The 26,995-nt window shown below is 72.1% G+C and carries 28 protein-coding genes and 1 tRNA gene; 8 read left to right on the top strand and 21 right to left on the bottom strand.

Annotated features, from left to right (window positions below; genetic code table 11):
• From ACH54P_RS43630 to ACH54P_RS43605, 6 genes are all read right to left on the bottom strand, one after another.
• Entirely contained in the window at nt 1-2,850 is a 2,850-nt protein-coding gene (locus tag ACH54P_RS43630) for a glycosyl hydrolase family 95 catalytic domain-containing protein (RefSeq protein ID WP_489909157.1), read from the bottom strand.
• Nucleotides 2,851-2,866: 16 nt separating this feature from the next.
• Nucleotides 2,867-4,234 carry an RICIN domain-containing protein gene (locus tag ACH54P_RS43625; RefSeq protein WP_489909156.1) on the bottom strand — a complete coding sequence of 456 codons (1,368 nt, stop codon included), beginning with the start codon at nt 4,232-4,234 and terminating at the stop codon, nt 2,867-2,869.
• 174 nt (nt 4,235-4,408) lie between these two features.
• The gene (locus tag ACH54P_RS43620; RefSeq protein ID WP_489909155.1) at nt 4,409-5,005 is read right to left on the bottom strand and encodes a hypothetical protein; all 597 of its coding nucleotides are present in this window, start codon (nt 5,003-5,005) and stop codon (nt 4,409-4,411) included.
• 112 nt (nt 5,006-5,117) lie between these two features.
• Entirely contained in the window at nt 5,118-5,579 is a 462-nt protein-coding gene (locus ACH54P_RS43615) for a nitroreductase/quinone reductase family protein (RefSeq protein WP_489909154.1), read from the bottom strand.
• A gap of 55 nt (nt 5,580-5,634) precedes the next feature.
• Nucleotides 5,635-6,636 carry a zinc-binding dehydrogenase gene (locus ACH54P_RS43610; RefSeq protein WP_489909153.1) on the bottom strand — a complete coding sequence of 334 codons (1,002 nt, stop codon included), beginning with the start codon at nt 6,634-6,636 and terminating at the stop codon, nt 5,635-5,637.
• 4 nt (nt 6,637-6,640) lie between these two features.
• Nucleotides 6,641-7,237 carry an NADPH-dependent F420 reductase gene (locus ACH54P_RS43605; protein WP_489909152.1) on the bottom strand — a complete coding sequence of 199 codons (597 nt, stop codon included), beginning with the start codon at nt 7,235-7,237 and terminating at the stop codon, nt 6,641-6,643.
• A 146-nt stretch (nt 7,238-7,383) separates the two neighbouring features.
• Here ACH54P_RS43605 and ACH54P_RS43600 point away from each other — a divergent pair, with 146 nt between their 5' ends.
• Nucleotides 7,384-7,995: a TetR/AcrR family transcriptional regulator gene (locus tag ACH54P_RS43600; protein ID WP_489909151.1), complete on the top strand. Its 612-nt coding sequence runs from the start codon at nt 7,384-7,386 to the stop codon at nt 7,993-7,995.
• 546 nt (nt 7,996-8,541) lie between these two features.
• Here the strand turns inward: ACH54P_RS43600 and ACH54P_RS43595 are convergent.
• Nucleotides 8,542-8,614 (bottom strand) — tRNA-Asn (locus ACH54P_RS43595).
• Nucleotides 8,615-8,782: 168 nt separating this feature from the next.
• On the opposite strand from ACH54P_RS43595, the gene ACH54P_RS43590 reads away from it, so the two are divergent.
• Nucleotides 8,783-8,953: a hypothetical protein gene (locus ACH54P_RS43590; RefSeq protein ID WP_489909150.1), complete on the top strand. Its 171-nt coding sequence runs from the start codon at nt 8,783-8,785 to the stop codon at nt 8,951-8,953.
• Here ACH54P_RS43590 and ACH54P_RS43585 read toward each other — a convergent pair.
• From ACH54P_RS43585 to dnaG, 3 genes are read right to left on the bottom strand one after another with little or no spacing between them, the layout of a single operon-like run.
• Nucleotides 8,943-9,710 carry a trans-aconitate 2-methyltransferase gene (locus ACH54P_RS43585; RefSeq protein WP_489909149.1) on the bottom strand — a complete coding sequence of 256 codons (768 nt, stop codon included), beginning with the start codon at nt 9,708-9,710 and terminating at the stop codon, nt 8,943-8,945. The two genes, ACH54P_RS43590 and ACH54P_RS43585, sit on opposite strands and share 11 nt — an antisense overlap.
• 47 nt (nt 9,711-9,757) lie before the next feature.
• Nucleotides 9,758-10,285, bottom strand: a complete 528-nt coding sequence (locus ACH54P_RS43580; protein ID WP_489909148.1) for a hypothetical protein — start codon at nt 10,283-10,285, stop codon at nt 9,758-9,760.
• 3 nt (nt 10,286-10,288) lie between these two features.
• Complete coding sequence (dnaG, locus tag ACH54P_RS43575) at nt 10,289-12,202, bottom strand: DNA primase (protein WP_489909147.1); 1,914 nt, start codon at nt 12,200-12,202, stop codon at nt 10,289-10,291.
• A 62-nt stretch (nt 12,203-12,264) separates the two neighbouring features.
• Between dnaG and ACH54P_RS43570 the strand changes: the two genes are divergently transcribed.
• Nucleotides 12,265-13,218 carry a sigma-70 family RNA polymerase sigma factor gene (locus ACH54P_RS43570; RefSeq protein ID WP_489909146.1) on the top strand — a complete coding sequence of 318 codons (954 nt, stop codon included), beginning with the start codon at nt 12,265-12,267 and terminating at the stop codon, nt 13,216-13,218.
• Here the strand turns inward: ACH54P_RS43570 and ACH54P_RS43565 are convergent.
• From ACH54P_RS43565 to ACH54P_RS43555, 3 genes are all read right to left on the bottom strand, one after another.
• Nucleotides 13,190-13,960 (bottom strand): hypothetical protein, encoded by a 771-nt coding sequence (locus ACH54P_RS43565; protein ID WP_489909145.1) that lies wholly within the window; start codon nt 13,958-13,960, stop codon nt 13,190-13,192. The two genes, ACH54P_RS43570 and ACH54P_RS43565, sit on opposite strands and share 29 nt — an antisense overlap.
• 63 nt (nt 13,961-14,023) lie before the next feature.
• On the bottom strand, nt 14,024-14,590 hold the full coding sequence (locus ACH54P_RS43560; protein ID WP_489909144.1) for a carboxymuconolactone decarboxylase family protein: 567 nt from the start codon (nt 14,588-14,590) through the stop codon (nt 14,024-14,026).
• Nucleotides 14,591-14,612: 22 nt separating this feature from the next.
• Nucleotides 14,613-15,971, bottom strand: a complete 1,359-nt coding sequence (locus ACH54P_RS43555) for an MFS transporter (protein ID WP_489909143.1) — start codon at nt 15,969-15,971, stop codon at nt 14,613-14,615.
• A 24-nt stretch (nt 15,972-15,995) separates the two neighbouring features.
• Between ACH54P_RS43555 and ACH54P_RS43550 the strand changes: the two genes are divergently transcribed.
• Nucleotides 15,996-16,445, top strand: a complete 450-nt coding sequence (locus ACH54P_RS43550) for a MarR family winged helix-turn-helix transcriptional regulator (protein ID WP_489909142.1) — start codon at nt 15,996-15,998, stop codon at nt 16,443-16,445.
• Here ACH54P_RS43550 and ACH54P_RS43545 read toward each other — a convergent pair.
• Nucleotides 16,442-17,140, bottom strand: coding sequence for a carboxymuconolactone decarboxylase family protein (locus ACH54P_RS43545; RefSeq protein ID WP_489909141.1), 699 nt, complete (start codon nt 17,138-17,140; stop codon nt 16,442-16,444). The two genes, ACH54P_RS43550 and ACH54P_RS43545, sit on opposite strands and share 4 nt — an antisense overlap.
• Before the next feature lie 102 nt (nt 17,141-17,242).
• Between ACH54P_RS43545 and ACH54P_RS43540 the strand changes: the two genes are divergently transcribed.
• From ACH54P_RS43540 to ACH54P_RS43530, 3 genes are all read left to right on the top strand, one after another.
• Complete coding sequence (locus ACH54P_RS43540) at nt 17,243-17,845, top strand: TetR/AcrR family transcriptional regulator (RefSeq protein ID WP_489909140.1); 603 nt, start codon at nt 17,243-17,245, stop codon at nt 17,843-17,845.
• Between the two features lie 48 nt (nt 17,846-17,893).
• On the top strand, nt 17,894-18,241 hold the full coding sequence (locus ACH54P_RS43535) for a VOC family protein (protein ID WP_489909139.1): 348 nt from the start codon (nt 17,894-17,896) through the stop codon (nt 18,239-18,241).
• Between the two features lie 61 nt (nt 18,242-18,302).
• On the top strand, nt 18,303-18,815 hold the full coding sequence (locus ACH54P_RS43530; RefSeq protein WP_489909138.1) for a hypothetical protein: 513 nt from the start codon (nt 18,303-18,305) through the stop codon (nt 18,813-18,815).
• A gap of 8 nt (nt 18,816-18,823) precedes the next feature.
• Here ACH54P_RS43530 and ACH54P_RS43525 read toward each other — a convergent pair whose 3' ends face one another.
• Nucleotides 18,824-19,363, bottom strand: a complete 540-nt coding sequence (locus ACH54P_RS43525; protein WP_489909137.1) for a DinB family protein — start codon at nt 19,361-19,363, stop codon at nt 18,824-18,826.
• Between the two features lie 49 nt (nt 19,364-19,412).
• Between ACH54P_RS43525 and ACH54P_RS43520 the strand changes: the two genes are divergently transcribed.
• Nucleotides 19,413-20,093: an alpha/beta fold hydrolase gene (locus tag ACH54P_RS43520; protein ID WP_489909136.1), complete on the top strand. Its 681-nt coding sequence runs from the start codon at nt 19,413-19,415 to the stop codon at nt 20,091-20,093.
• A gap of 5 nt (nt 20,094-20,098) precedes the next feature.
• On the opposite strand, the gene ACH54P_RS43515 is transcribed toward ACH54P_RS43520, so the two are convergent.
• The 6 genes from ACH54P_RS43515 to ACH54P_RS43490 all read right to left on the bottom strand — a co-directional run bounded on the left by ACH54P_RS43515 (nt 20,099) and on the right by ACH54P_RS43490 (nt 26,973).
• Nucleotides 20,099-21,910, bottom strand: coding sequence for a glycosyl transferase (locus ACH54P_RS43515; protein WP_489909135.1), 1,812 nt, complete (start codon nt 21,908-21,910; stop codon nt 20,099-20,101).
• Entirely contained in the window at nt 21,907-23,001 is a 1,095-nt protein-coding gene (locus ACH54P_RS43510; RefSeq protein WP_489909134.1) for a serpin family protein, read from the bottom strand. The genes ACH54P_RS43515 and ACH54P_RS43510 overlap by 4 nt, the downstream gene beginning before the upstream one ends.
• A gap of 166 nt (nt 23,002-23,167) precedes the next feature.
• Nucleotides 23,168-24,448, bottom strand: coding sequence for a deoxyguanosinetriphosphate triphosphohydrolase (locus ACH54P_RS43505; protein ID WP_489909133.1), 1,281 nt, complete (start codon nt 24,446-24,448; stop codon nt 23,168-23,170).
• Nucleotides 24,449-24,482: 34 nt separating this feature from the next.
• Nucleotides 24,483-25,136, bottom strand: coding sequence for a YdcF family protein (locus ACH54P_RS43500; RefSeq protein WP_489909132.1), 654 nt, complete (start codon nt 25,134-25,136; stop codon nt 24,483-24,485).
• Between the two features lie 32 nt (nt 25,137-25,168).
• The gene (locus ACH54P_RS43495; RefSeq protein WP_489909131.1) at nt 25,169-25,774 is read right to left on the bottom strand and encodes a response regulator; all 606 of its coding nucleotides are present in this window, start codon (nt 25,772-25,774) and stop codon (nt 25,169-25,171) included.
• A complete protein-coding gene (locus ACH54P_RS43490) occupies nt 25,771-26,973 on the bottom strand; it encodes a sensor histidine kinase (protein WP_489909130.1) in 1,203 nt (400 codons plus the stop codon). Before ACH54P_RS43490 ends, ACH54P_RS43495 begins: the two co-directional genes overlap by 4 nt.
• Nucleotides 26,974-26,995: the final 22 nt, after the last annotated feature.

Raw genomic sequence — 26,995 nt, 5'->3', positions numbered from 1 at the left:
TCACACGCGCTGGAGCAGGAAACGCTGGTTGGCGGCCCCGGTCACGGTCCACTGCGAGATGCGCGCGCCGTCGGCGGTGGAGGCGCTCCACACGTCCATGGCGAGGCCGCTGGCGCGGTTGACCAGGCTCACCACGCCGCTGCCCTGGTCGGTCACCCGCCACTGCTGGGTCGTGGCGCCGGTGTCGGGTTGCTGGGCGATGTCGGCGCCGGTGGCGGTGGACGCGACCTGGAGGACCAGGCCGCTGCCGCGGGACCGGATGCGGTGGAAGCCGCCGTCCGAGGCGAGGAAGTCGAACTGCTGGTTCGGGCCACTGGTGGCCTGCCACTGGATCAACGCCGCCCCGGCGCTGGTGGAGCCGCCGCTGATGTCGGCCGATTTGCCGCTGTGCTGGGCGACGAGCCGGTAGTTCACCCCGGGTTCCACCACCGGCGGCGGCCCGCCGAGCGCGGTGGCGCGGTAGGTGTGGCCTGCTTGGCCCGCGAAGCGGACCAAGTCGGCCTCGACGGTCACCGGCGGGACCTCGGCGCCGCTCGTGGTGTCGAGCAGTTCGTAGGCCGCGGTGAACATCCGGCTGCGGACCTTGACGTCGCCGTCGCGGTCCGGCGTGATGGTCAGCTGCGTCGCCGCGCCGCCGCTCCAGGCCGCGCCGACCGTGTAGCCGCCGCGGCCGCGCAGGCCCGTGACGCTGCCGGCCGGCCAGGCGGGCGGCAGCGCGGGCAGGACGTGCAGCTCGCCGTTGTGGCTGTGCAGCAGCAGTTCGGCGATGCCGGACGTCGCGCCGAAGTTGCCGTCGATCTGGAACGGCGGGTGCAGGTCGAACATGTTGGGCGCCAGCCGGTCCGTGCGCACGAGGAGCCGGAGCAGGTCGTGCGCCTTGCCGCCCTCCTCCATGCGGGCCCAGTAGTTGATCTTCCAAGCAAGTGACCAGCCGGTGCCGTCGTCGCCGCGCAGTTCGAGCGTCTTGCGGGCCGCGGTGAACAGCTGCGGGGTGCCGCGCTTGCTGATCTGGTTGCTGGGGTACAGCCCGTACAGGTGCGAAATGTGCCGGTGGGTCCGCTCGGTCTCCACCCAGTCGTAGAGCCATTCCTGGATGTTCCCGCGCGAGCCGACCTTCATCGGCGCCAGCCGCTGCCTCGCCGCCTTGACCTGGTCGGCGAAGGCGGCGTCGACGCCCAGCACCTGGCACGCGCCGGCGCAGCCGTCGAACAGGTCGCGGAGGATCTGCATGTCCATCGTCGGCCCCGCGCACACGGACGCGTTCGCGTGGTGGTTCAGCTCGGGCGAGTTCGACGGGTTGGTGACCAGGTAGCCCAGCGACGGCTCGGTCACCAGGGTGTCGAGGAAGAACTGGGCGGCACCCTTCAGCAGCGGGTAGCGGGCGCGCAGGAACTCGACGTCGCCGGTGAACCGGTAGTGGTCCCAGATCATGGTGGCGAGCCACGCCCCGCCGGTCTGCCACATGCCGGCTTGCGCGAAGTCCACGATGGAGGATCCGCGCCACCCGTCGGTGTTGTGGTGGGTGACCCAGCCCCGGGCACCGTACTCGACCTGGGCGGTGCGGGCCCCGGTGACCGCGAGGTCGCCGATCATGGCGAACACCGGCTCGTGGCACTCGGCGAGGTTGGTGACGCCGGCCGGCCAGTAGTTCATCGGCAGGTTGGCGTTGAGGGTGTACTTCGACTCCCACGACGGGTTCAGCTGGTCGTTCCAGATGCCCTGCAGGTTGGCCGGCTGGGTGCCCGGCCGGGACGAGGAGATCAGCAGGTAGCGGCCGAACTGGAAGAGCAGCGCGGCGAACTGCGGGTCGCTGACGCTGTTGTGCTGGGCGATCCGGACGTCGGTCGGCTGGTCGGCCGCGGCGGTGCGGCCGAGGTCGAGGGTCGTGCGCCCGAAGAGCTTCTGGTAGTCGGCCACGTGCCGGCCGCGCAGGGCGTCGTAGGAGAGCGCCTGGGCGGCGGCCAGCCTCGACCGCGCGATGCCCTGGTAGTCCCCGTTCACCGTGCGGTAGTCGACGTAACTGGTGCCGACCGAGATCAGCAGCGTCACGGCGTTGGCGCCGGACACCCGCAGCGTGCCACCGGAACTGCCGGTGCTCCCGCCCTCGGCGGCGGCGCTCACCAGGGCGAGGAACCGCACCGAACCGGCGATGCCCCGGCTGTCCCCGGAAACGCCGTCCAATGCGATGGCCGAACCACCGGGGCTGGACGTCGTCGCCCGCTGCGGGGTGCCCAGCGACGCGGAGAACGAGATCGAGCCCGGCGTCTCGGCCGTCAACCGCAGGACGATCACCTGGTCCACGGCGCTGACGAACACTTCGCGCCGGTACCGCACATTGTTCGCGACGTAGGTGACGACCGTCGTGGCGGTGGTCAGGTCGAGCCACCGCTGGTACGAGGACACCCCGCTGTTGCCGGGCAGCGCGAGGCTGAGGGTGCCGACGGGCTGGTACGGCTGCTGGGCGGCCGGGGAGCCGAGCATCTTCTGGTCGATCAGGGATTGCGCCTGCGTCCACTGGTTCGCGAACACCAGCTGCCGGATCTGCGACAGCGCCCCCGCGCCCTGGGTGTTGCTGTAGTCGTGGGGGCCGCCCGCCCAGACCGTGTCCTCGTTGAGCTGCAGGCGTTCGGTGTCGGTGTTGCCGTACACCATGGCGCCCAGCCTGCCGTTGCCGATCGGCAGCGCGCGCAGCCACTCGGTGCCGGCCGGTTTGTCGTACCACAGCGCCAGGTCGTTCACCGCGCGGACGTCCGCGGGCGCGGCCGAGCCGGGCCGCGCCGTCGCCGTCCACACGAGGGGCACCAATGCGGCGCCCAGCCGGATCGCCTGTCTCCGGGTCAGGTCGGGCATCTGCGTCCTCCGCTCCTCATGCGCGCTGGAGCTGGAACCGCTGGTTGGTGCCGCCGGAGGCGGGGTACTGCGAAATCCGGGCCCCGTCGGCGGTCGAGGCGCCCCAGACGTCCATGGCGAGGCCACTGGCCCGGTTGACGAGGCTCACCGCGCCGCCGCCCAGGTCGGTCACCCGCCACTGCTGGGTCGTCGCGCCGGTGTCCGGCTGCTGGGTGATGTCCGCACCCGAGGCCGAACTCGCGACCTGCAGGACCAGCCCGCTGTGCCGCGCGCGGATCCGGTAGTACCCGTCGCTCGTCGCCAGGAAATCGAACTGCTGGTTCGCCGCGGTGTGCGAAGCCCACTGGACCAGCGTGGCCCCCGCCGCGGTGGACGCCCCGCTGATGTCCGCGGACTTGCCGCTGTGCGCGGCCACCAGGGAGTAGTTCACCCCGACCTGCACCGGCGAGGTGGGCGGGTTCGGATCGCTGCCGCCGAACTGGCTGAAGAACTTCCAGATCTCGGTCTTCGTCCAGCTCCTCGCGCCGCTCTCGCACCCGGTGCAGCCGTCCACCGGGCCCTGCTGGTGGCCACCGTCGAACGGCGCCCACACCACCGGGTAGCCGGTCCGGCAGCCCGAATAGACGGTCAGGTAGTGGGTTTTGCTGCCCGCCGCGGGCTCGGGGGCGTTCTGCGGGGTACAGCCGTTGTTCCGGACGAAGGTGTCCCGCAGCCCGCGTCCGGCGCCGATGTTGTCCGAGACGCCGTGGATGCCCAGGTAGGCGATCGGCTGGGTGCCGCCGCTGCACCCGCTGATCGCGCCGGGGGCGGCGATCGCCGCGACGGCGCGGAAGACGGTCGCCCGGGCACACGCGAGTGCGTAGCTCATCGCGCCGCCGTAGCTGAAGCCCACGGAGAACAGCTGCGTCGTGTCGACGCAGAGGTCGTTCTCGATCAGCCGGACCATGTCGTCGGTGAAGGTCACGTCCTCGCCGCCGGAATTGCCCCAGCCGTTGTTGAGGCCCTGGGGCGCCACGAAGATCGTGGAGTTGCCCGACTGGGACTGCATGCCGTAGTAGGCCCATGCGTAACCGTCACTCCCGCCCGAAGCGACCTGCTCGGCGGTGCCGCCCAGCCAGTGGAAACCGAAGGCCAGCCGGTGCGGCGTGCTGTTGTCGTAGGTGTCGGGGATCTTCAGGATGAAGCTGCGGCTCTTGCCGTTGCTCTGGATCGTCCGTTTACCGCTGGTGAGCGTGGGGTTTTTGCCGCACCCGGCGCTCGGCGTGGCCGCCTGGGTCGTCGTCGTCGTCGTTGCGGCGGCGGCACCCGGGGTGGAGCCACCGAAAGCCGGCACGAGCAGCGCGGCGGTCACGAGGATCCGGAACGGAGAGCTGAGCCTGGGCATGCGAAACCCCTTCGGCGGACGGGGGAAAATCCTCGGTCCCCCGGCACGAGACGTCTGCTCGAGGGTATTTGCGTTGTAGCACAGATTTCCAATGGACGTCCAGCCGGAAATGAAAGTTTCACTTCTGCCGGCTGACGCGAAAAGAAAGAATGGATTCCGCGAAACGATTCCCGGCTAGCTCACCCAGCGCGCCATGTCCGGTGCGGTGCCGACCAGGCACTCGACGGCGGCCGGGAAGCCGGCGAGGGCGTAGGCGGTCAAGCGCAGATGACCCTCGAGGCAGATCAGGTCGTCCGGCCTCGCGCCGACGAGGATGAGCGGCGGAAACCGCACGCCCCCCGCGAGTGCCTCGGCCGCGTCGAAGAACGGTTCGTCGGGCACGTCGTACGCCCGCGATCCGGCCTTGATCCGGGTGGCCGCGTCGGACGGCCGCCGGCTGCCACCCGACAGTTCGACCCAATAGGAATAGTCCAGGTAGCGCACACCGGCCGCTTCGCCGGCGGACAGGAGTGCCCTCGTCCAGGTGACTCGGGTGGGGAAGTTCTCGAACAGGTCGCGGTTTTCGCCGTATCCGCGCGTCGCGGCGAGCAGAGCACGACGGGCGAGGTTCGCTCCGGCGTCGGAGAGATCGGGGTCCGTCAGCAACCGCTCGGGCCGCCCGGCGGCCGCCAGCTGGGACCGGAGTGTCCCGCCGAACCGCGGGCTGGCCAGTTCTCCGCGCAAGAACCAGGCGACCATCTCGTCTTCGCCGCTCGGACCCAGCACCCGCACGACGTCAGTGTTCCACGCGGTGGCGGAGGTGATGATCCGCCGCGCTCGTCGGCTCCGGCGTCGGCCGGTGGGGGCGCCCGGGTGCGAGCCCGGGCGCCCGTGGCGAGTCCGGTCAGCTCTCGACGGGTTCGAGCAGGATCAGCGGCACCTCGCGGTTGCCGGCCTCGACGGCGCGGGCGCGAAGGCCGGCGAAAAACGGGTAGAGCTCTTCGGTGTAGGCCAGCCAGTTTTCCCGCTCCGCGCCTTCGGCCACCCGGGCGGTCATCAGCCGGCGGTCCGGGCCGTCCTGCAGCTGCACCGTCGGGTGCGCCACGAGGTTGTGGAACCAGCTCGGATTGCGGGCCTGGCCGCCGGCCGCCGCGCCGATGGCGTAGACGCCGTCACGCTCGATGCGCATCAGGGCGACCTTGCGCAGCTTGCCCGAACGGGCGCCACGCATGGTCACCACGACCACCGGGCCACCCTCCATCGTCGCGCCTTCGCGGCCGTCGGTGCGCTCGTAGAGCTCGACCTGGCCGCGGGTCATCGCGTCGGCACTGGGGACGTACTCACCGTCGAGCAGATCCGTTGTCATGTCGGGAATTCCTTTCGTTGAGGGCGGCTTTCAGTGACGCCGTGGTTCACCGGCTTCAGCCGCCTACCTGGATCACGGTCTTTCCGATGGTCCGGCCGCTCTCGGCGAGGGCGTGCGCCGTCTTCATGCTTTCGGCGGTCAGGCCCTCGAGCACGGTGGTGACGATCGGGCGGAGCCGACCCGCCGCGACGTCGTCCGCCGCCCGGGCGAGGATCCGGCCCTGGCTGCCGACGTCACGGCCGGCCACGATCTTGCAGAACACCATCTCGCTGTGCAGTGACAGCGATTTGCCCGTCAAGGCCCCCGGGTCGAAGGGGCCGGCGAGGTCGGTGGCGGCCAGGTGCCCGAAGGGGCGCAGCACCTCGGCGATCGCCCCCAGGTGGCCGCTGGTGCCCGAGGTCGAGAACACCAGGTCGACGTGGTCGATCCCGGCCGTGCGGAGCTGTCCGGCCAGGTCGCCGCGGTGGTCGACGACCAGGTCGGCGCCCATCGCCGTCGCCCACTTCCGCGACTCGGGCCGCGAGGCCGTGCTGATCACGAACGCCGGCGTCGTGGCCTTGAGCAGTTGCGTGGCCATCGACCCGACGCCGCCGGCTCCGCCGACGACGAGCACGCGGCCGACACCGGGCGGCAGCGCGTCCTGGTCGCGAAACAGCGATTCCCAGGCCGTGAGGACACCGATGGGCAGCGATGCGGCGTCGGTGAACGCGAGCCGGCCCGGGATCTTGGCCACCACCCGGTGGTCGACCGCGACGCGCTCGGCCCAGCTGCCGTCGCGGGTGAAGTCGCCGGTGCCCATCACCCGGTCCCCGGCCGCGAATCCGGTGGCTGCGGGCCCGGCCGTGGCGACGACCCCGGCGAACTCCCAGCCGAGGACGACCCGCCCGCCGGGCTCGGCGCTGCGCGTCTGCCGGATCGCGGCTTCGCCCGGGTTGATGCCGATCGCCCGGACTTCGACCAGCAGGTCACCGTCCCGCAGCCGAGGTTCGGCGACTTCGGTCAGCTCGATGGCGAACGCGTCGAGCGCGTGTGCCTTCTCATAGGCCAAGGCTTTCATGACCTCAGTCCTGCTTCAGGGCGTGCAGCGCCGAAAGCGGGCCGCCGACCTGCATCAGGCGGCCGCCCTCGCGCAGCGTCCCGGCGTCGACCGGAGCGAATCCGAGGGCGTCGGCGACGGTGCGGAAATCCGCCTTGGCGGCCTGGTCGTCACCGGCGTAGAAGAGCAGCTGCCGTCCTTCCGCGTGCCGGGGATCGGCGGCGATGTACTGGGCGTAGAGGGTGTTGAAGGCCTTGACCACGCGCGCGCCCGGCGCACGATCGGCGACGAACTCGCTCGCCGTCCCCACCCCGAGATCGGCGACGGCCGGTCGCATCGACTCGAGGTTGTTGGTGGTGTCGACCAGGATGCGGCCGTCCCACTCGGGCAGCTCGGCCAGCGCGTCACCGACCTGGGGCCACCTCACGGCGAGGAAGACCATGTCGGCGGCGGCCGCTTCGCCGGCCGTGCCCGCGCTCGCGAGCGGCCCCAGCCGGGTCACGACGTCGCGCAGCGTGTCCGGGCCGCGGCTGTTGCTGAGCGTCACCTTGCGGCCGGCCGTCACGAGGTGGCCCGCGATCGCCTGCGCGACCGTCCCGGCGCCGATGGTTCCGAAGTCCATGACCGTCCCCTCAGTCTTCGATGACGTCCATCATCACAATCTATGATTGCAGTCGTCATCATTAACAGTCAAGCCGGGCTTCTCCGTGGACACTCGGTTTGATGATGGGTATCATCGCTAGCGAGCTCGCCAGGAAGGTGGTCGACGTGCCCCGCATCACGCAAGAGCAGAAGCGGCTCAACCACGAGAAGATCGTCAACGCGGCCGGCGCGGGATTCCGGCTGCGCGGCATCGACGGCATCGGCATCGAGGAGCTGATGAAGTCGGCCGGTATGACGCACGGCGGGTTCTACAACCACTTCGCCTCGAAGGACGACCTCGCTCTCGAAGTCCTCCACCAGGGCTTCACCGACTCGCTCGAGGCGCTCGACGCGATCCGCGAAGCGCATCCCCGCTCGGCGCGCGCGGCCCTGCACGACATGGTCGACGAGTACCTCGACGCCGAGCACCGCGACCACCCCGAGATCGGCTGCGCCTCGGCCGCCCTCGTCTCCGACGCCGGCCGCCACGGCGCCGCCGCCCAGGCCGAGTACCGGCGCGGGCTCGACGGCTATTTCGCCACCATCACCGACATGCTGCTCGACCGCGCGCGCCAGTCCGGCACCGAACTCTCTGCCGCCGAAGCCCGCGAGCGCGCGGTGGCGCTGTTCAGCCAGATGGTCGGCGCACTGCTCCTCTCCCGGGCGATCGCCGACGCCGCCCCGGACCTGTCGGACGAGGTGCTGACGGTCAACCGGCGGCGGCTCAAGAAGCTGTGACCGACGTCGTTCTCACCGCCCCGGCAGCCGAAGACTCGCTGCACGGCCGGCTGCCCGGCGGGACCTCGCGCTCGGTGAACTGTTCGAGAGCGGCGCGTCTTCGGTCGTTCTGCGATGTCGATGGCCGGACGGTACGCCGGCGGTGCTCAAGCTCGGTCCCGATCGAGATCTGCCGACCAAGCAGGTCGTGATGCTGCGCGTATTCGCACCCTCCGGCCGGTGCCGGCGGTGTTGTCCGCGGACGCGGAGACGGGCGCGATGGTCCTGGAGAGATCCGGCCCGGCACCGAGGTCGAAGACCCCGCCGTCAGGCGCCCGGGGTCGTGCTCACCCATGAGCCATCGATCGACGCGAGGCCGACACAGTGCGCACCGGAGTGCACCGCGAAGCCGCCCGCAGCCCGCCGACGACCACTACAGCCAGCAGACGGCGTCACCGGGGCAGCAGCGGCAGCTGAGCAAGCCGACGTTGGACGACTGTCAAACAGACACCAAATCGCCCCTACTCCCGGGTAGCAAAAAAGCCCAGGTCTATGACCTGGGCTTTGCTCCCCCGCTTGGACTCGAACCAAGAACCCTCCGGTTAACAGCCGAATGCTCTGCCAGTTGAGCTACAGGGGAATGTCGCTCACTTCCGGTGCCGGTCGTCTCCGACCGACGAGAAGAACTTTAGCCCATGCCCCAGCACGCCTTCGCACCACCCCCCACTTAGCGCAACCACCCCCGGCGGCCGGGTTTTCCTGGACAATGGACAGTCGGACGACCTACGGACGGAAGGCGTGGACGCGGATGAAGAAGTTCCTGCTGGGGGCAGGCCTGGGGTACGTACTGGGCGCCAAGGCAGGCCGGGGGCGGTACGAGCAGCTCGTGCGCACCTACCGCCGGGTCGTCGACCACCCCATGGTCCAGGGCGCCGCCGGCGTCGCCCGCGCCAAGATCGGGGAGAAGTTCAAGCGCTGACCCTCGCCACGAAGAACACCCGGCGGAACTCGAACCAGGTGGTCCCGTCGGCGCGCGTCGGGTAGGCCGCGTCGAGCCGCGGGGCCAGTTCGGCGCGGAACCGGTCCCACTCGGGGTCGGACAGGGCCGCCCGGACCGGGCGCAACGCCGTTCCGGTGATCCACTCCAGCACCGCCCGCGGCCCGCGCAGCGGCTGCACGTACGTCGTCTCCCAGGCGTCGACGTCGCAGCCCGCGTCGGCCAGGAGGTTCGCGTACTCGAGCGGGCTCGAAACGGCGTCGTCCTCGCGCAGGACGACGTCGGCCAGCCGGGACGACCAGGCCGGGGACGCCGCCAGCTCCCGCGTCAGCGCGTGCGAAGGCGCGTCGAAGTTCCCCGGTACCTGGACGGCGAGGAAAGCACCCGGCGGCAGCTCCGAAGCCCAGCGGCGGAGCAAGGCGGAGTGGTCCGGCACCCACTGCAGGACGGCGTTCGACACGACGACGTCGGTGTCGGGTGCGGGCGTCCAGTCGCGGACGTCGAGCAACGCGGCGTCGAGGCCACGAGAGCGGGCGGCTTCCACCATTTCGGGTGAACTGTCGCCGCACTCCAGCACCGCGGAAGGCCAGCGTTCCCGGAGGGACACGGTCAGGTTGCCGGGGCCGCAGCCGAGGTCGACGACCCGTCGCGGAGACGACGCGCCGATCCGGGAGATCAGGTCGTAGAAGGGCCGGGCCCGCAGGTCGGCGTAGTCGAGGTACTTCCCGGGATCCCACACGGTCGCCTCCCAATAACAGTACGCCTGTACTGAGTACGAGCGTACTGCTACTCGGCGGGGTTGACCAGCTTCGCGGCGACTTGCTCGGCGATGGCCGCCACGAGCTCGACGTCGGTGCCCGGGTCCGGCCGCACCTGCAGGACCGTGCCGTCCCGGCCCGGCACCTTGCGCTGCACGAACCACGCGCCACCGGAACCGATCTCCTGCCGGTGCCGCGACCGGACCGAGCCGTCGACGCGCAGGCGCACGTGGTGCGGCACCTTTCCGGGTGACGGCAGCCGGAACCGCACCGGCGCGAGGTCGGCCAGCACGACGGCCGAACCCGCGGTGCCCACCTCGGCCGACTCGGTCAGCGTGAACACGCCGTCCGCCCAGGCCGCCTTGCCGATCAGGTGCCAGCCGACGCGCCGCGCGCCGTCGCCGTCCGGGATCCACAGCCCGAGCGGGGTGACGGCGAGGTGCCCGCCACCCTCCACCGGGGCGCTGTCGACGACGTCCTCGCCGGGCTCCAGGGAACCCGCGAAGCCCGGGGGTGTGCGGTCGCCCAGCAAGCGGCGCAGCCAGCGGCTATCCACGGCTCAGCTCCACGCGCCGGCGGCCGCCTGCTCGCCCAGCGACTTCTTGTACTGCTCCAGCGCGACGAGGTCGCCGAACAGCGCGCGGTAGTCGTCCGGCGCTTCGACCGGCGACAGCCGCTGCAGCTTCGACTTGATCTCCGCGATCTGCCGTCCGACGAGGCTTTCCTGCAGCCGGGCGAGGATCGACGAGATGTACCGCGAGTCGACCTCGTCCTTGGCCTGCAACGGTTCCACGGCCAGCTCCGACAGCACCCGCCGGACCGTCCCCTCCGGACAGTGCGGGGCGGCCGCGTCCAGCAGCGCCGGGCCGGTCAGGCCCGAACCGGCGCCACCGGCCTTGAGCACGGCTTCGTGCACCGCGACGTACACCGGGTGCGTGAACGCCTCCAGCGGCAGCGCGTCGTACTCCGGCCCGGCGATCGCGGGCTGCTGCAGCGCGGCCTTCAGCGCCTCGCGCTGGATGGCGAACCGCGGGTCCTTCGGCGCGGGCCGGGCGACGTCCTGCTCCGGCGCGGGGGCCGGGGCGCCGACGCGGGCGGGCTGGCGCAGGGGCGCCCCGCCCCGCTTGTCGGTCGCGCCCGCGCTGCCGCGGACCCGGTTGACCACCTGCGCCACGTCCTGCCAGCCCACCCACCAGGCGAGCTTCGACGCGTAGCCGTCGCGGGCCGCGCGGTCCTTGATCGAGGCGACCATCGGCACGGTCTTCTGCAGCGCCGCGACCTGGCCGTCGACCGAGTCGAGGTCGTAGTTCTTGAGCGTGCTGCGGATGACGAACTCGAACAGCGGCGTCCGCCGCGCGACCAGGTCCTTCACCGCGCTGTCGCCCTTGGCCAGGCGCAGCTCGCAGGGGTCCATGCCGTCGGGCGCGACCGCGATGTAGGTCTGCCCGGCGAACGTCTGGTCGCCTTCGAACGCCTTCAACGCGGCCTTCTGGCCCGCTTCGTCGCCGTCGAAGGTGAAGATCACTTCGCCGCGGAAGGCGTCGTCGTCCATCATCAGCCGGCGAAGCACCTTCATGTGGTCTTCGCCGAACGCCGTGCCGGACGACGCGACCGCGGTCGGCACGCCCGCCGCGTGCATCGCCATCACGTCGGTGTAGCCCTCGACCACGACGACCTGGTGGCGCTTCGCGATCTCGCGCTTCGCCAGGTCGAGGCCGAACATGACCTGGGACTTCTTGTAGATCGGCGACTCGGCGGTGTTGAGGTACTTCGCCGAGATCCGGTTGTCGTCGAACAGCCGCCGCGCGCCGAAGCCGACGACCTCGTTGCCGACGTCGCGGATCGGCCAGACCAGCCGCCGGTGGAACCGGTCCATCGGGCCGCGCTGGCCCTCCTTGGACAGCCCCGCCGTGAGCAGCTCCTTGACCTCGAAACCGCGGGTGAGCAGGTACTTCGTCAGCTTGTCCCAACCGCCCGGTGCGTAGCCGCAGCCGAACGTCTTCGCCGCGGCGGCGTCGAACCCGCGCTCGGAGAGGAAGTCGCGCGCCGGACGCGCTTCGTCGGTGAGCAGCTGCTCGGCGTAGAACTCCTGCGCGACGCGGTGGGCCTCGATCAGCCGGCTGCGGCTGCCGCGGTCGCGCTGGATGGTCGCGCCGCCGCCCTCGTAGGTGAGCCGGATGCCGACCCGGTCCGCCAGCCGCTCGACGGCCTCCACGAACGTGATCAGATCGATCTTCTGGACGAACTTGATCACGTCGCCGCCCTCGCCACAGCCGAAGCAGTGGAAGGTGCCGTGCGTCGGGCGGACGTTGAACGACGGGGTCTTCTCGTTGTGGAACGGGCAGAGGCCCTTCAGGCTGCCCCCGCCGGCGCGGCGCAGCGCCACGTACTCCCCGACGACCTCGTCGATCCGGTTCCGCTCGCGCACCTCCGCGATGTCGCTCTCCCGAATCCGTCCTGCCACGCCACCCACTCTAGTCTTGCTGTTCCCTTCCCCCTCGTCCCCTCTCCCCCGGGTGCGGCACACTCGGGGGCATGGCCTCCACGCCCACCGCCCAGGACACGCTCGCCGCGCGGTTCGCCGAGCACCGCGGTCACCTGATCGGGGTCGCCTACCGGCTGACCGGCACGCGCGCCGACGCCGAGGACGCCGTCCAGGAGTCCTGGCTGCGGCTGGCCGGGCTGGACGACGCCGGCCGCGCGGCGATCCGCGACCTGCGGGGCTGGCTGACCACGGTCGTCGGCCGGATCTGCCTCGACCGGCTGAAGTCGGCCGCCGCGCAGCGGGAGAAGTACGTCGGCAACTGGCTGCCGGAGCCGGTCGTCACGCCGTTCGGGCGGCCGGTGAGCGAGGACCCCCTGGACGTCGCGGTGCGCGACGACGGGCTGCGGATGGCCGCGCTGGTCGTGCTCGACAAGCTGACCCCGGAGCAGCGCGTCGCGTTCGTGCTGCACGACGCCTTCTCGGTGCCGTTCTCCGAGATCGCGGACGCGCTCGGCGTCTCGGTCGAGGCCGCCCGCCAGCACGCCTCCCGCGGCCGCAAGGCCCTCGCCGACGCCGACCCGGCGCCGCGCGTGCCGCTCGACGACCAGGCGAAGATCCTCGAGAAGTTCGTCATCGCCCTGCAGGCCGGGGACATCCGGGCGATGACCGAGCTGCTGGCCCCGGACGTCGTGCTCATCGGCGACTCGAACGGCAAGGGCCGGACCACGCGCCAGCTCATCGTCGGCGCGGACAAGATCGCCCGGTTCTTCGTGGGCCTCACGAGCAAGTACCCGCCCGGGGTGCTCACCGGCGGCACGCCGGTGCTCGTCAACGGCGATCTGGGGGTGTACCTCGCCCCGCAGCCGGGCCAAGACGGCTTCTTCGCCCTCGACGAGCACGTGCAGGCGATGACCGTCCGCGACGGGAAGATCGTGGCGATCTACGACGTCGTCAACCCGGACAAGCTGACCCGGATCACGCGTCCTGGCGACGCGCCCTCGTGATCCCGGCCGCCAGCAGGAGGACGGCGAAGCCGCCGAAGTAGGCCAGGGCCCAGCCCGGGCTCAGCGGCGAGTCCGAGAGGACGGTGGCGTTGCCGCCGTCCCGGCCCGCGTTCGCTTCTCCGGTGCCGCTGAGGAACTTCGCGACGGCGTTCAGCGGCAGCCACCGGTGGATCGCCTGCCCCGCGCGGGGAATCAGCTGGACGACGTTCTCCGCCATCAACGGGTAGGCGACGACGACCGCGACCGCGCCGGCGGTGTAGCGCACGAGCAGGCCGACGCCGACCCCGCAGAGAGCGGCCAGGGCGAAGACCGGGCCGGTGCCGGCGACGATCGTCCAGTCCGCGGCGCTGTCCAGGGCCAGGTCGGCGTCCGGGGCGAGCACCCGCGCGACCAGCCAGGCCCCGAACGCGGCCGCTTCGCCGAGCCCGAAGGCGTACCCGGCGACGACCACCGCCTTCGCGACCAGCGCGGGCGTCCGGCTCGGCACGGCCTGGAAGGTGCCGTGGATCGTGCCGGAGTGGTATTCGCTCGTCACCGCGAGCGCCGCCAGCACCAGCACGGCGACCAGCCCGAGCTGGTAGCCGAACTGGGTGCTCGCGACGGTGGGCGGCAACCGGGACTCCGTCGCCGTGAGGGCGGTGAGCGCGGCGGGGGCGACCAGCGCGGCGAGCGCGAAGACGCCGCACACCCAGGGCGTGACGATGCTGAAGAGCTTGATCCGTTCACTGGCGACGAGGTGCATGGCCGGAACGGTCCCGCGGCGGACCCCGGTGGCGCGTCCCCCCGGGGTCCGATTCCCGGGGTCCTACGGGAGCGGGACGCGGCAGGCGTCGCCCGAGGTGAAGCCCTGGTCGACGATGCCGAGCGCGCTGTTCATCCGGGCGCGCGAGTTCTCCAGCGCGATCTGGTAGGTCAGCTCGACGACGCCGTCGCGGCCGAACTCGCGCTCGAGCTCGGCGACCTGCTCGTCGGTCACGGTGACGTGCTCGCCGGACATCGCGTCGGCGTAGGCGATCGCGAGCCGCTCCTGGTGGCTGAACGCGGGCGAGGTCGCGTAGTCGTCGATCTTCTTGAGCCGCTCGATGTCCAGGCCTTCGTGCTTCTGCAGCATGGTGCCGAAGTCGACGCACCACGAGCAGCCGATCCGGGTCGCGACCCGGTAGACGGCGAGTTCCCGCACGTTCGGCGGCAGTTTCTTCGACGCCCGCTCCACCATCAGCTCATGCGCGGTGTTGGCCCGCAGCAGGCCGGGGTGGTGCGCGACGACGGCCATCGGCTCCGGCACCGCGCCGTAGCGGCGGCCGGCGATCCGGTAGAACAGCTTGAGGACCGGTCCGGCTTCGGTGGTCTTCTTCGCGGCGATGCGAGGCATTTCCCGTTCTCCTTCGTCTCGGTCAGGAGGGGAACGAGACGGCGTCCGAAGACGTGACAGCCGGCGCTGTGAGCCACGCCACCAGCATCGTCACGGCTGCCGCGGCGAACACGACGGTCAGGCCCGGTGCGGCCAGCCCGCCGGTCGTGGCCAGCGCGAGCCAGCCGAACACCGCGGCTCCGGCCAGCCCGCCGGCCTGCCGGGCGAACGTCAGCGACCCCAGCGTCACGCCCATCAGCTCGCGCTTCGCCCGGGTCTGGCCCAGGACGGTGTACGCGGACGTGCAGACCGCGAACGCGGCCCCGATCGCGAACAGCCCCGGGCCGAGGAGCCAGGGCCGGCCGCCGAGGACGGCCGCGGCGGCGGTGGCGGCGAGCCCGGCCGTGCCGAGCAGGCACCCGAACCGGCCCCACGCGGTCATGTCCGGCCGTTTGCGGGCCAGCGCGGCGAAGGACGCGGAGAGGACGAGCTGCCCGGCGGTCATCGCGACGAGCAGGACCCCGGTGCCGGCCGCGTCCGCGGCGAGGGCGGCGACGAGCGCGACGTAGGTGAAGGTGCCGTAGAGCGCGGCGCCCGCCAGGCCGTTGACCACCACCGCGCGCGCCAGCACGGCGTCCGCGAACACCTTCGGCGAGATCAACGGGCTCGCCGTGCGGCGCTGCCGCCGGACGAAGAGGAACCCCGCCACCGCCGCCGTTCCGGCCAGGATCGGCGTCCACAGAGGACTGCGGGCGAGGGCGTCGTCGGTGCCGAGCGCGACGACGGCGGACCCGGCGGCCACCAGCAGGACGCTGCTCGCGACGTCGAACTTCTCCCGGGCACGGCGGGGTCTCGCGGGCAGCCCGCGCAGGCCGAGCAGCAGCGCGGGGACGCACAGCGGCAGGTTGACCAGGAAGATCCACCGCCAGCCCGGGCCCGCCGCGAGCAGCCCGCCCAGCGGCGGCCCGCCGAGGGTGGCGGCCGCGAAGACCGCCGTCTGCCAGCCCTGGCGGCGCAGCAGTTCGTCCCGTTCGAACAGCTCGCCGAGCGCGCTCATGGCCGTGACGATCAGGCCGCTTCCGCCCAGCCCCTGCAGGGCGCGGGCGGCGATCAGCGAGCCGACGTCGGGCGCGGCGGCGCACCACGCCGATGCCGCGGCGAACACGAGGACCGACGCGGCGAAGGAGACCCGGCGGCCGTAGAGGTCGCCGAGCCGGCCGTGCAGCGGCGTCGCGACGGTGAGGGTGAGCAGGCCGGCCGCGGTCACCGCGACGAGACCGGTGCGGGTGTGCAGGTCGGCGCCGATCGACGGCAGGGCCGCGGTGACGATCAGGCCGTCGAGCTGGGCCATGGCCATGCCGAGCAGGAGACCGGCGAAAGCAAGGTTGCGAGATGCGTGCATAAAGCACACGTTATAGTGTGCGTTATGCACGCATCAAGGCCCGGCGGGCCGGCCCTGTTCCGCTTGGTCCGCCACTGGGCCCGCCAGTGGGCCCCGGACGTCGTCGAGCGCTTCGCCGCCGGCGCCCCGCCGGCGTGGACGGTGCCGAACCTCTTCGTGATCCAGGCGATCGACGGCGCGGCGGCCGACGAGGTGACCGTCGCGGACGTCGCGCACCAGCTGGGCATCGACCGCTCGGTGGCCAGCCGGATGGTCGGCGAAGCGGTCCGAGACGGCTTCGTGGAGCGCTCGACGTCGACCCGCGACGCGCGACGCGCGGTTCTCACCCTCACCGACGCGGCGAAGGAGTTCCTCGAGACTTCGCGAGCCCACCAGCGTCAGGCGTTCGACACGCTGGTGGGCCACTGGCCGAAGGAGGACCGAGAGCGCTTCGCGGGCTACCTGAACCGGCTCGCGGACGAGGTCCTCGGCTAGCTTTCCGCCAGGATCACGTTCAGCGCCTCCCAAGCGTGCCAAGCCCGTGTGACGCCGAACTGGGCGTTGAACCGCAGCGCCGCCCGCACGTCTTCCGGTGACGCGCCGCCCCGCCGCGCGCGCCCGACGTGCGTGCGGAACGTGTCGGCCAGGGTCTGGTAGTGGACGTCGACGCTGAGGCTGACCAGGCCGCGTTCCCGCTCGCTGAGCGTGCCGGGCCCGTGCCCGGCGCGCATCCGCGACTGCAGGTCGAAGAAGCCCCGGAAGTGCGGGTCCAGCTCGTCGAGCCGGGCCCGCACCGGGTCCGGCAGCGGACTGGGGCCGTCCGCCAGCAGTTCCGGCGCGAGCGGTTCGGCCCCGGGCCGGGGAATCCCGAGTTCCGCCTCGAGCTCGGTGATCCGTTCGATGCCGGCGGTCGCCGCGTGGTAGCCGCAGTCGTACGAGACGAACCGCAGCAGCTCCCGGATGTCCGCGGTGGACACCCCGGCGGCCAGCCCGGTCCGCACGTGCGCGGTGAACGCCAGACCCAGGCTCGCCTGGCAGACGTCGGCCGTGACGCACAGGAACGTCTTCTCGCGGTCGGTCAGCTCGGGGATCGACCGGACGTGCTTCGCGGTGGCCCCGACCATCTGGGCGAAGACCGGGTCGAGCGCGGCCAGCCGGTCGAGGTTCGTCGGCTGTTCGGTGGTGGTCAAGGTAGTGCTCCCTCCGTTGAAGAACATCCGTAGCGCTACAGCTGTAGTGCGAGTGACGCTACACCTGTAGCGCAATGGGTGTCCAGCTACACTGGGACGACCATGAACGACACCGCCCGCCGCCGTCCCAACGCCCGTGGCAAGGGCGAACTGCTGCGAGAAGAGATCGTCACGGCCGCCGTGCGGATGCTCGACGAGCTGGCCGACGACGAGGCGCTGTCCCTGCGGGCCGTCGCGCGCGAGGTGTCGATCGCGGCGACGTCGGTGTACCTGCACTTCCCGGACCGGGACGCGCTCGTCCTCGCCGCCATGCAGCGCTGTCACGAAGACCTCGTGCGCACCGGCGACGAAGCCGCCGCGGCCGCACCGGACCCGGCCGCCGCGCTGCGCGCCCGGATCCTGGCGCAGGCGACGTGGGCGCAGGAGCACCCCGGGCTCTACAAGGTGCTCCACGAGAGCAAGGTCCACCGGCGGCACGGCATGCCGTTCAAGGAGGTCATGGTCGCCCGCACGACCGAAGCGGTCCAGGCGTGCATGGACGCCGGCCTGGCCCCGGCCGACGACGCCGCGACCGTCGCCATCGACCTGCGGACCGCCGTCAACGGCATGCTGGCGCAGCGCATCAACGAGCCGGACCTGCCCTGGCCGCCCGCCGTCGGGCAGCTCGACCGGTTCCTGGTGAAGCTGGTCGGCCTGCGGCTCTGACTCGTGCTCCCTTGTGCTCCCGGCCGGAACGGGCTTGGGTGTGCGGGTATGAACCCGGGTTTCCCGACGGTGATCCCGCGGATGGTGGTGAGCGACCTCGTCGCCGCCGTCGCGTTCCTGCGCACGGTGTTCGGCGCGACGGGCGAGGCCGAAGGCGGCCGCCCGGCCGAGCTCCGCATCGGCGACTCGCTGGTGCTGGTGTCCGCGGAGGGTGAGCGCGAGCTGTTCCCGGCGTTCCTCTACGTGTACGTCGCCGACGCGGACGCGACGTACCGCCGCGCCCTCGACTGCGGCGCGACGAGCCTGGAGGAGCCATCGACCATGCCGTACGGCGACCGGCGCGCGATGGTCCGCGACCCGTTCGGCAACGTCTTCCAGATCGCCCACCGCCGCTGACCGGGAGCCGGGTCCTCCCGCCCGGCCTGTCCGTCAGCCCCCGCGGACGTAGCCTGCCGAAGTGATCGACGACGGCTATGACCGCCGGGCCCTGGCCAAGGCGTGGCTTCTCGCCCATCCCGACAACCGCGACGGCCACCTCGAAGGGGAGACCGCGTACAACACGGCGCTCATCGAGCACCGGCGGCGGCTGCTGAGCACCCTGTCCGAGCTGTTCGGCTTCGACCCGGACACGGCCCCGCTGCCGTCCGGCGTCCGGCGCACCGGGCTGCGTGCCCTGGTCGATTCGACCGTCCGGTCGGCCCTCGCCGTCCGGACGCCGACGAGCGGGTTCCTGGCGGCCGGGCTCATCGTCGACTCGCTCCAGAAGTCCGGCGCCGCGGGCTCCGCCGTCTTCGCCACGCTGGATCGGATCGACGACATCGCCGCGCAGGCCCGCGAAGCGCACATCGACACGCTGGCGGCGTTGTTCGCGATCTTCCTCGGCGATCGCGCCGGGCAGGTCTTCACCTCGGCCGATCTCCGCGCGGCGGGCACGGACGACACGGAGCCCGCGCCGCACGACTTCCGTTGACCGACCGGCTACTCCCCCGTGCTGCCGTCCACCGACTGGCGGATGAGGTCCGCGTGGCCGTTGTGGCGGGCGTACTCCTCGATCATGTGGACCAGGATCCAGCGCAGGCTCGGCGTGCCGCCGTCCGGCCACGGGCGGCGGGCCGGCTGCGACAGGTCGCCGTTCTCCAGGACCTTCGCCACCGTTTCCCGCGAGCGGGCGACCGCCTCCTCCCAGAGGCCGACGAGCTGCTCCGGGGTGTCGTCCGCGGCGGACTCCCAGTCCCAGTCGGGCGTGGCCGCCCAGTCGACCGCGTCGAACGGGGCCGCCCGCTCGCGGTCGAACCACACGCGGGAGAACCAGTGGTCCTCCACGTACGCCAGGTGCTTGAGGAGCCCGCCGAGCGTCATCGTGGACGGCGGGACCGTCGCGCGCAGGCCGGCCGCGTCCAGGCCGGCGCACTTCCAGGCCAGGGTCGCCCGGTGATAGTCGAGGAATCCCAGGAGGGTCGCGGCTTCGTCGCCGTCGATGGGCGGCTCGGGCCGGCCCTGTTCGTCCACAGAAGTCACGGGCGCCGACTCTACCGAAACTGTCGGTGCCCCCCGCTAGGTTCCGGCCATGGCTCATTTCGTACTGGTGGCAGGCGCCTGGCTCGGCTCGTGGGCGTGGGACGAGGTGGTCCCGCCGCTGCGCGCGGCCGGCCACGGCGCCCACCCGGTGACGCTCTCCGGCGTCGCCGAGAAACGCGGCGTGCCGGCCGGGCAGCGGACGCACGTCCAGGACATCGTCGACGTCGTCGAGGGCGGTGACCTGCGTGACGTCGTCGTGGTCGGGCACAGCTACTCCGGCATCCCGGCCGGGCAGGCGGCGGAGCGGATCGGCGACCGGCTGAAACGGGCGGTGTTCGTCGACTCGAACGTGCCGGCCGACGGCGCGTCGTTCACCTCCCGCTGGGGCGCGACGGAAACGGCCGCGCTGACGTCCCGCGGCTTCTGGCCACCTCTGGCGGCGGAAGACTATGCGGGCCAAGGGCTTTCGGAGGAACAGATCGCCCGGATCGTCAGCCGCTCGACCCCGCACCCGGCGGCGTCACTGACCGAACCGGCGACGCTGAGCCGTCCGCTGGGCGAGCTGCCCGCGACGTACGTCAAGTGCCTGCTCGACGGCGTGACCCCGAGCCCGGACGTCGTGGAGCTGCTCACGAGCGACCGCTGGGAACTGGTCGAGCTGAACACCGGTCACTGGCCGATGTTCTCGCAGCCGGCCGAACTGGCCCGGATCCTGCTGGCGGTCGCCTGAGGCGGTCACGGCGTCAGCGGGCGGACGTCCCAGATCCACACCCCGCCGACGAACTCCGCCGGCTTGCGCAGCAACAGCTCCACAGTGGACTTCAGCGCTTCCTGGTTCTGCCGCGGGCCGACCACCAGCACGTCCGCGTTCCAGTACCGCAGATCCGCGAGCGCCTGCGTCCGGTCGCCCTCGGTGACGTCCGCCGCCTGGCCGGTGCGCTCGACTTCGGCGAAGAGGTCCGACGTCGGCCGCGGAACCGCGCCGTAGCGGCCGCGGCGGTCGTCCGGGGACGTCGGGCCGACGAAGTAGCCCTCCGGCATCGGGTAGCCGAGTCCGGCGTCGACCTGCCAGTGCAGTGGCTCGGCCTCGCCGGTGCTGGGCAGCGGGACCGGCACCAGCGAGCCGCCGGGGGCGACGAACTGGCGCCAGATCCCGTCGGCGAAGAACGGCGGCGAGAGCGGGCGCTGGTGCGTCACCAGTTCCGTCGGCGCGATCGGGAGCAGCACGGCGATCACCGCGCCGATCCAGATCATGCGCAGCGGGAAGCGGGCCTGGCCGTCGGCGGGCTCGGGTTGCGCGGCCGCCGCGGTCCAGACGCGGTGCGTCGCGATCGCCAGGAGCCCGCCGACCACCGGGATGCAGCCCATCGCGAGCCGGGATTCCAGCAGCGAGTCCAGCAGCGGCAGCTGCCCCAGCCACTTCCACGGCCCGGCGATGCCGGTGTCCTCGTGCGCCACGGTGATCTCGATGCCGAGCGAAAGCAGCGCCATCACGTACATCGTGATCGCGAGCGCCCGCGAAACGACGTCACGCCAGAGCCAGATCGTCAGCACGACCATGAGCACGATCAGGGGCCAGCCGAAGAAGGCGTTCTCCTCGGTGCGGTTCATCGAGACGTCCGCGGCCGCCTCGGGCGCACCGGCGATCGACTGCGTCGCGAAGCGCGTGAACGCCGCCGTGTCGTTGCCCGCCGAACCGTGCAGCAGCGAGTGGAAGCTCTGCGGGCCGAAGAACTGCCAGTACAACGGGAACCCGGCGATCAGCAGCGCGATCACCGCGCCGATGCCGATGCCCTTGCCCAGGGGGGCCAGCATGCCGCGGATCTCGGCGCGGTGCGGGATCAGGTACGCGACCGCGAACACGAGGAAGGTGAGCGCGAAGATCGCCAGCGGCTCTTCGCCGAGCAGGATCTGCCACGCGACGAGGAGGCCGAGCACGACACCGTTGCGCACCGGGCGCTCGTTGTGCGCGATCTGGATCGTCTTGAGCGCGATGAACGGCAGCACGAACAGCACGACGAAGTTCGGGTGCGCGTTGCCGTGCGAGATCATCGGCGGGGCGAAGCCGCAGAACGCGCCGCCGATCGCGGCCGCCGTGCGGTTCGGCACCAGGTGCCGCGAAAACACCCAGTACCAGCCGATCGCGGTGCCGGCGAGCCCGGCGGTGAGCACGATCGCCCAGGTCAGCGTTGCGCCGAAGGTCAGCGTGATCGGCGCCAGGGGGATGTTCAGGCCGAACATCGCCGCGTTCGCCGCCATGTTCACGCCGAGCGGGTAGTTCTGCAGGTCCGTGGTGAACGGGTTCTGGAAGTGCAGGACGGACCGCGCGACGACCGTCGAGTACCACTCCCACTGGCTCTGGTCGGCCGCGCCGTTCCAGAGGTAGCCGCGCTTGAGGTCGAACCACAGCCCGTTGTAGAGCAGGATCGTGAACAGCAGGAATCCGCCGGCGATCGCGGAGTCCTGCCACGCCCAGCGTTTCGGGCCTTCGGGCGGTTCGGGCGCGGGCGGCACCAGTTCGGGGACGGCTTCGGACTTCAAGCTCACGGTTCGACCACCCTGGCGAGGAAGTAGAGCGCCCCGGTGCCGGCGTGCCGGACCAGCAGCAGGAACGGCCGGTCCACCGTGACGGCGACCGGATCGTCGATGATCATCGAGGTGAGGCGCATGGTCAGCGCGGTGGCCGCGGCCCCCTCGAAACCCTGTTCGTCGACACGCAGCACGGCCTGGTGCAGCACCTCGGACACGGCCAGCCGCGGGTCCGGGGAGAGCCCGCCGAGGTCGGCCTCGTCGGTGAACATCGTGCGGACGCCGAGGCCGCGCAGCACGCCGGTCAGCGAGCTGGGCACGTCGAGCGAAATCTTGGGGAGCGCCAGCTCCACGGGCTTGAAGCGGACCTCGTCGAGCAGGCTCGTCAGCGACGCCGGATCGAGCGCCGCTTCGGCGTCGGCGAGGTCGCCGTCGGGCAGCAGCACGACGGCCTGCAGGCCGCCCGCCGCGACCAGCTGCACCGCCTGCCAGCCGCCGGCCCGCGCGTAGCCGACGCTCTCGCTGAGCCACATCGTCGGCACGTCGCGGGTGCCGGACGGCGCGTGGAACGGCGCGTCCGTGGTGTTGGCCTCGCGGAACGGCAGCTTCCACGCGGCCTTGAGGTACAGCGCGTTGACCAGCACGGCCGCGATGTCGGAGTCGATCGAGCCGGGCGGCAGCAGCTGCGGGATCAGCCCGTGCGTGGTGCGGCCGACGTCCTCGTTGATCAGCGCGCGAGCGGCCTCGGGTTCCTGCTCGAAGGGCGCGCTCGCGACGGCGGCGCCGGGCCACTCGGCCAGCGCCGCCTTGAAGGAGTCCTCCAGCGGGAGCCGGGCGTCGGCCCACAGCGTGTTCGCGACGGCCAGCTCGGGCTGTTCCGCGCTCCGTGCCTCTTCGCCCAGTCGGGTGGCTTCGCGCAGGAAGGTGGTCTGCTCGCCCGGGTCGCCGAGCAGGGCGACGAGCTCGTCCCGGGTCTTGCCCCGCGCGGCGCGCGCGGCGAGGGTCAGCGCACTGGCCACCGAATACGGCGAGAAACAGCTGTTCCCGCCCTCGGCACCGAGGGCCGCGTGGACGGCGAGGGCGAACCGGAGGTGGCTGTCCGTGGCCATGCGGGCGAGAGTACCGGAACGGTTCACCCCACCGAGCGGCTACGCGGAACTCCGCCCACCGGTGACAAATCCCCCACCGGCCCCCGCACAGCCAGGTGCTAGTGCCCGCCGCCCCCGCCCCCGACGGGTCGGCTCGCGTGCGCGTGATGCCTCGTTGAGCGCGGGGTCAGCGGTGCAGGCGGGTGACGTGCCAGGAGTACCAGACGTGGGCCTGCGCGTCCGTGAGCGAAGCGACCTGGTCGATCACCACCCGCAGGAGGCCCGCGTCGCCCGTTGCCGCGTTCCAGGCCGGGACGAACAGCGGGTCGAGGGATTCCGGGGCCCGCCGCGCGAGCGCGTGGACCAGCTCGACCAGCAGCTCGCGCTGGCCTTCCTGCATCGCCAGCCGCCGCCGGTCGCTCATCACGTAGCGCAGCGCCAGTGCCTTCAGCAGCGCCACCTCCGCCGCGACCTGCTCCGGGACGCACAGGCGCGCCCGGTAGCGGCTCAACGCCCCTTCGCCGAACTCCGCCCGCGTGCCCGTCACCGCCGCGGTCGTGAACCGGCCGACGAGTTCGCTGGTCAGCCGCTTCAGCGCGACCTGCGCGCCCGGTGAGCCGTCCGGTTCCGCCGACGCCAGCGCCGCCACCACCGGCAGCGCCAGCAGTTCCTCCGCCGCATCCTCCAAAGTGGACACCGACTGGCCGGAGAAGTGCTTGGCGGCGGCCTCGGCGACGGCGGCGCGCTCGTCCGGGTGGGCCAGCACGCGCAGCTTGATCCGGCCCGCCAGCACGCCGTCCTCGACGTCGTGCACCGAGTACGCGACGTCGTCGGCCCAGTCCATGATCTGGGCCTCGAGACACGTCTGTTCGGCCGGAGCGCCTTCGCGGAACCACTCGAACACCGCGGCGTCGTCGGCGTACACGCCGTACTTCGCCTGGCCGGGCTTGCGCGCCCACGGGTACTTCGTGGTCGCGTCGAGGCAGGCGCGGGTCAGGTTGAGCCCGGCCGTGGCGCCGTCGGGACCCACCAGCTTGGGCTCCAGCCGGGTCAGGATGCGCACGGTCTGCGCGTTGCCCTCGAAGCCGCCGCAGGTCGCGGCCACCTCGTCGAGCGCGCGCTCGCCGTTGTGCCCGAACGGCGGGTGCCCGATGTCGTGCGCCAGCCCGGCGGTGTCCACCAGGTCCGGGTCGGCGCCCAGCTCCTCGGCGATGCCGCGGCCGATCTGGGCGACCTCCAGGGAGTGCGTCAGCCGGGTGCGCGGGACGCCGGTGACCTCGGCGCCCTCGCCCGGCCCGACCACCTGGGTCTTGCCGGCGAGCCGCCGCAGCGCGGCGGAGTGCAGCACCCGGGCCCGGTCGCGGGAGAACGCGCTGCGCCCGTCCGCGCGCGCGCCGGGCAGCGCCCCGCCCTTCGCCGGCTCCGGCAGCAGGCGGGCGGTGTCGTGCTCGGTGTAACCGTCGTCCACCCGGTCAGCTTAAGCGGGCGGACCGACAAAAAGCTCAGCCCAGGAAGGTGGCGAACAGGTCGTCGGCCGGGGTCTTCGTCAGCCGGTAGTACAGCAGCGCGCCGGTCTCGCGGACGATGTAGCGGACCTGCGTGACGCGCTCCTGCACGATCGGCCCGCTGTGCGTCGGCGCGGTCCAGGCGTCCAGGCCGAGGTCGTCGGCCATGGTGCGGGCGCGGAAGGAGTGCCACGGGTCGCTGACCAGCACCGCCGTGTGCCAGCCGCGCCCCTGGACCTGGTCGGCGACCGCCCGGAGGCTGCGCAGCGTGTCGCTGCCCTCCCCGACCGCCAGGGTCGCGGCCGGAGGCACGCCGTGGCGGGTCAGCCACAGCTGGCCGGCCCGGGCCTCGGTGAAGTTGTCCTCGGCCTTCTTGCCGCCCGCGGTGACGATCGTCTTCGCGACCCCGGCGTCGAAGAGCTGCTTGGCCTTGACCAGCCGCGCGGCGTAGATGTCCGACGGCTTGCCGTTGTACTGGGCCGCGCCCAGCACCACGATGACGTCGGCGGGGGTCCGGTCGTTCTCGCGCGCCACCTGCCACACCCGGAACGCCGTTCCGCCGATGAGCGCGAGCAGCACGAGGACCGTGCCGAAGGCGATCCGGCGCGCCCAGCTCGCGCGCGACGGTTTCGTGCGTTCAGCGGTACCCACCCGCCCCATCTTGTCAGAAGGCGGCGGGCCGCTCAGAGCCAGCCGCGCTCCTCCGCGACGCGGACCGCTTCGGCCCGCGTCCGGGCGCCGGTCTTGCCGATCGCGGCGGACAGGTGGTTGCGCACGGTCCCTTCGGACAGGTGCACCGCGCGCGCGACGTCGGCCACCGTGCTGCCGTCCTTGGCTTCCCGCAACACGTCCCGCTCCCGCCCGGTGAGCGGGCTGGCGCCGGTGGCGAGCGACTCGGCGGCCAGCGCCGGGTCCACCACCCGGAGTCCACTGTGGACCCGGCGGACGGCTTCGACGAGCTGTTCGGGCGGGGCGTCCTTGACGACGAACCCGGCCGCGCCCGCCGCCATCGCGCGGGCCAGGTAGCCGGGACGGCCGAACGTCGTGCAGATGATCACCCGGCACGACGGCAGCGCGGCCCGCAGGTCCGCCGCCGCTTCGAGGCCGTCCTTACCCGGCATCTGCACGTCCAGCAGCGCGACGTCGGGCTTGGCGGTCATCGCCGCGGCGACCACCTCGTCGCCGGCGCCGACCTGCCCGACCACCTCGATGTCCGTTTCGAGGCCGAGCACGGTGGCGAGCGCCCCGCGCACCATGGCCTGGTCGTCGGCCAGCAACACCCGGATCAAGCGAGTCCTCCCGCGGGTTCGGCGCGCACGGCCGGGACGGCCGCGCGGGATTCCGGCAGCGGGACCTCCGCCCGCACGGTCAATCCTCCCCCGGGCCGGACCGACGTCCGCACCGTGCCCCCGACGGCGCCCAGCCGCTCGGTGAGCCCGCGCAGGCCGTTGCCCGGGACGACCTCGGTGGCCGTGCCGTCGTCCTCGACCTCCAGCCAGGTGCCGCCCAGCCGGACCTTCACCTGCTTGGCGCCGGAGTGCCGCAGCACGTTCGTGACGGCCTCGCGCAGCACGTACCCGAAGGTCGTCTGGAACTCCGGCCGGACGTTGTCGACGGCGTGCGGCAGGTCGGCGTCGATCTCGGCGGCCCGCAACGCGGCCCGGGCGCCGACGATCTCGGCCGACAGCGACACCTCCCGGTACTCCGAGACGGTGGCGCGGACGTCGGACAGCGCGCTGCGGGTGAGGCCCTCGACCTCGCGGATCTCCTCGACCGCCCGCGGGATGTCCCCCGAGCTCTCCAGCACCCGCCGGGCCAGCCCCGCCTTGACGGTGATGGTGGTGAGGCTGTGCCCGAGCAGGTCGTGCAGGTCGCGGGCGACGCGCTCGCGCTCGTTCGCCACCGCGAGCGTGGCGATCTCCTCGTTGGCCTGCTGCAGCCGCCGGACCGCCCGGACCAGGCTGGACATGAAGAACATCGCCATCGTCACCGACCCGACGGTGACCAGGTCCCCCCAGTTGTCGCCGAACCGGCCGTCCAGCAGCAGGATCCCCGCCGCGACCAGCAGCGCCGCGCCGTCGAGGACCACCACCCACGCCAGCGGCAGCAGGAACACCAGCGCGGCGGTGCCGTAGAGCAGGACGAACGGGCCGGTGCCCGCCGCGGCGACCACGGCGAGGCCCAGGACGAGCATCCACACGCTGTAGGCGAACCGGAACGGGCGGCTTCGGTCGAACGCCACCGGGAAGAGCGCGTACGAGACGGCGACCGCGTAGACGAGCACCCACAGCGCCACCACGCCGGGCGTCACCGGGTCCATCTTCAGCAGCGACTTCGTCACCGGGATGAGGTAGGGCAGGGTGAACACGATCGACAGGAGCGGCCACCGGAACTTGTCCGGCCCGCTTTTCCCCCGGTTGGGCGGCGGGTCCTCCCACCACGTGTCGTGGTTGCCCAGCCCGTACTGCTTCGCCTCGTCCTTGGCCATCGCCGTTCCCGTTCCCCGTCCC

The sequence above is a fragment of the Amycolatopsis sp. N2S4-7 genome (assembly GCF_058119595.1).
The sequence above is the reverse complement of the archived record's forward strand: the minus strand, read 5'-3'. Positions and strand labels throughout refer to the sequence as shown.

Excerpts from the sequence above, each read along its gene's own strand:
- ACH54P_RS43490 (WP_489909130.1), bottom strand. The coding sequence starts at position 26,973 with ATGGCCAAGGACGAGGCGAAGCAGTACGGGCTGGGCAACCACGACACG.
- ACH54P_RS43535 (WP_489909139.1), top strand. The coding sequence starts at position 17,894 with ATGAACCCGGGTTTCCCGACGGTGATCCCGCGGATGGTGGTGAGCGAC.
- ACH54P_RS43630 (WP_489909157.1), bottom strand. The coding sequence starts at position 2,850 with ATGCCCGACCTGACCCGGAGACAGGCGATCCGGCTGGGCGCCGCATTG.
- ACH54P_RS43560 (WP_489909144.1), bottom strand. The coding sequence starts at position 14,590 with ATGCCTCGCATCGCCGCGAAGAAGACCACCGAAGCCGGACCGGTCCTC.
- ACH54P_RS43590 (WP_489909150.1), top strand. The coding sequence starts at position 8,783 with ATGAAGAAGTTCCTGCTGGGGGCAGGCCTGGGGTACGTACTGGGCGCC.
- ACH54P_RS43555 (WP_489909143.1), bottom strand. The coding sequence starts at position 15,971 with ATGCACGCATCTCGCAACCTTGCTTTCGCCGGTCTCCTGCTCGGCATG.
- ACH54P_RS43625 (WP_489909156.1), bottom strand. The coding sequence starts at position 4,234 with ATGCCCAGGCTCAGCTCTCCGTTCCGGATCCTCGTGACCGCCGCGCTG.
- ACH54P_RS43605 (WP_489909152.1), bottom strand. The coding sequence starts at position 7,237 with ATGGACTTCGGAACCATCGGCGCCGGGACGGTCGCGCAGGCGATCGCG.
- ACH54P_RS43610 (WP_489909153.1), bottom strand. The coding sequence starts at position 6,636 with ATGAAAGCCTTGGCCTATGAGAAGGCACACGCGCTCGACGCGTTCGCC.
- ACH54P_RS43570 (WP_489909146.1), top strand. The coding sequence starts at position 12,265 with ATGGCCTCCACGCCCACCGCCCAGGACACGCTCGCCGCGCGGTTCGCC.
- ACH54P_RS43565 (WP_489909145.1), bottom strand. The coding sequence starts at position 13,960 with ATGCACCTCGTCGCCAGTGAACGGATCAAGCTCTTCAGCATCGTCACG.
- ACH54P_RS43540 (WP_489909140.1), top strand. The coding sequence starts at position 17,243 with ATGAACGACACCGCCCGCCGCCGTCCCAACGCCCGTGGCAAGGGCGAA.
- ACH54P_RS43615 (WP_489909154.1), bottom strand. The coding sequence starts at position 5,579 with ATGACAACGGATCTGCTCGACGGTGAGTACGTCCCCAGTGCCGACGCG.
- ACH54P_RS43520 (WP_489909136.1), top strand. The coding sequence starts at position 19,413 with ATGGCTCATTTCGTACTGGTGGCAGGCGCCTGGCTCGGCTCGTGGGCG.
- ACH54P_RS43550 (WP_489909142.1), top strand. The coding sequence starts at position 15,996 with ATGCACGCATCAAGGCCCGGCGGGCCGGCCCTGTTCCGCTTGGTCCGC.
- ACH54P_RS43510 (WP_489909134.1), bottom strand. The coding sequence starts at position 23,001 with ATGGCCACGGACAGCCACCTCCGGTTCGCCCTCGCCGTCCACGCGGCC.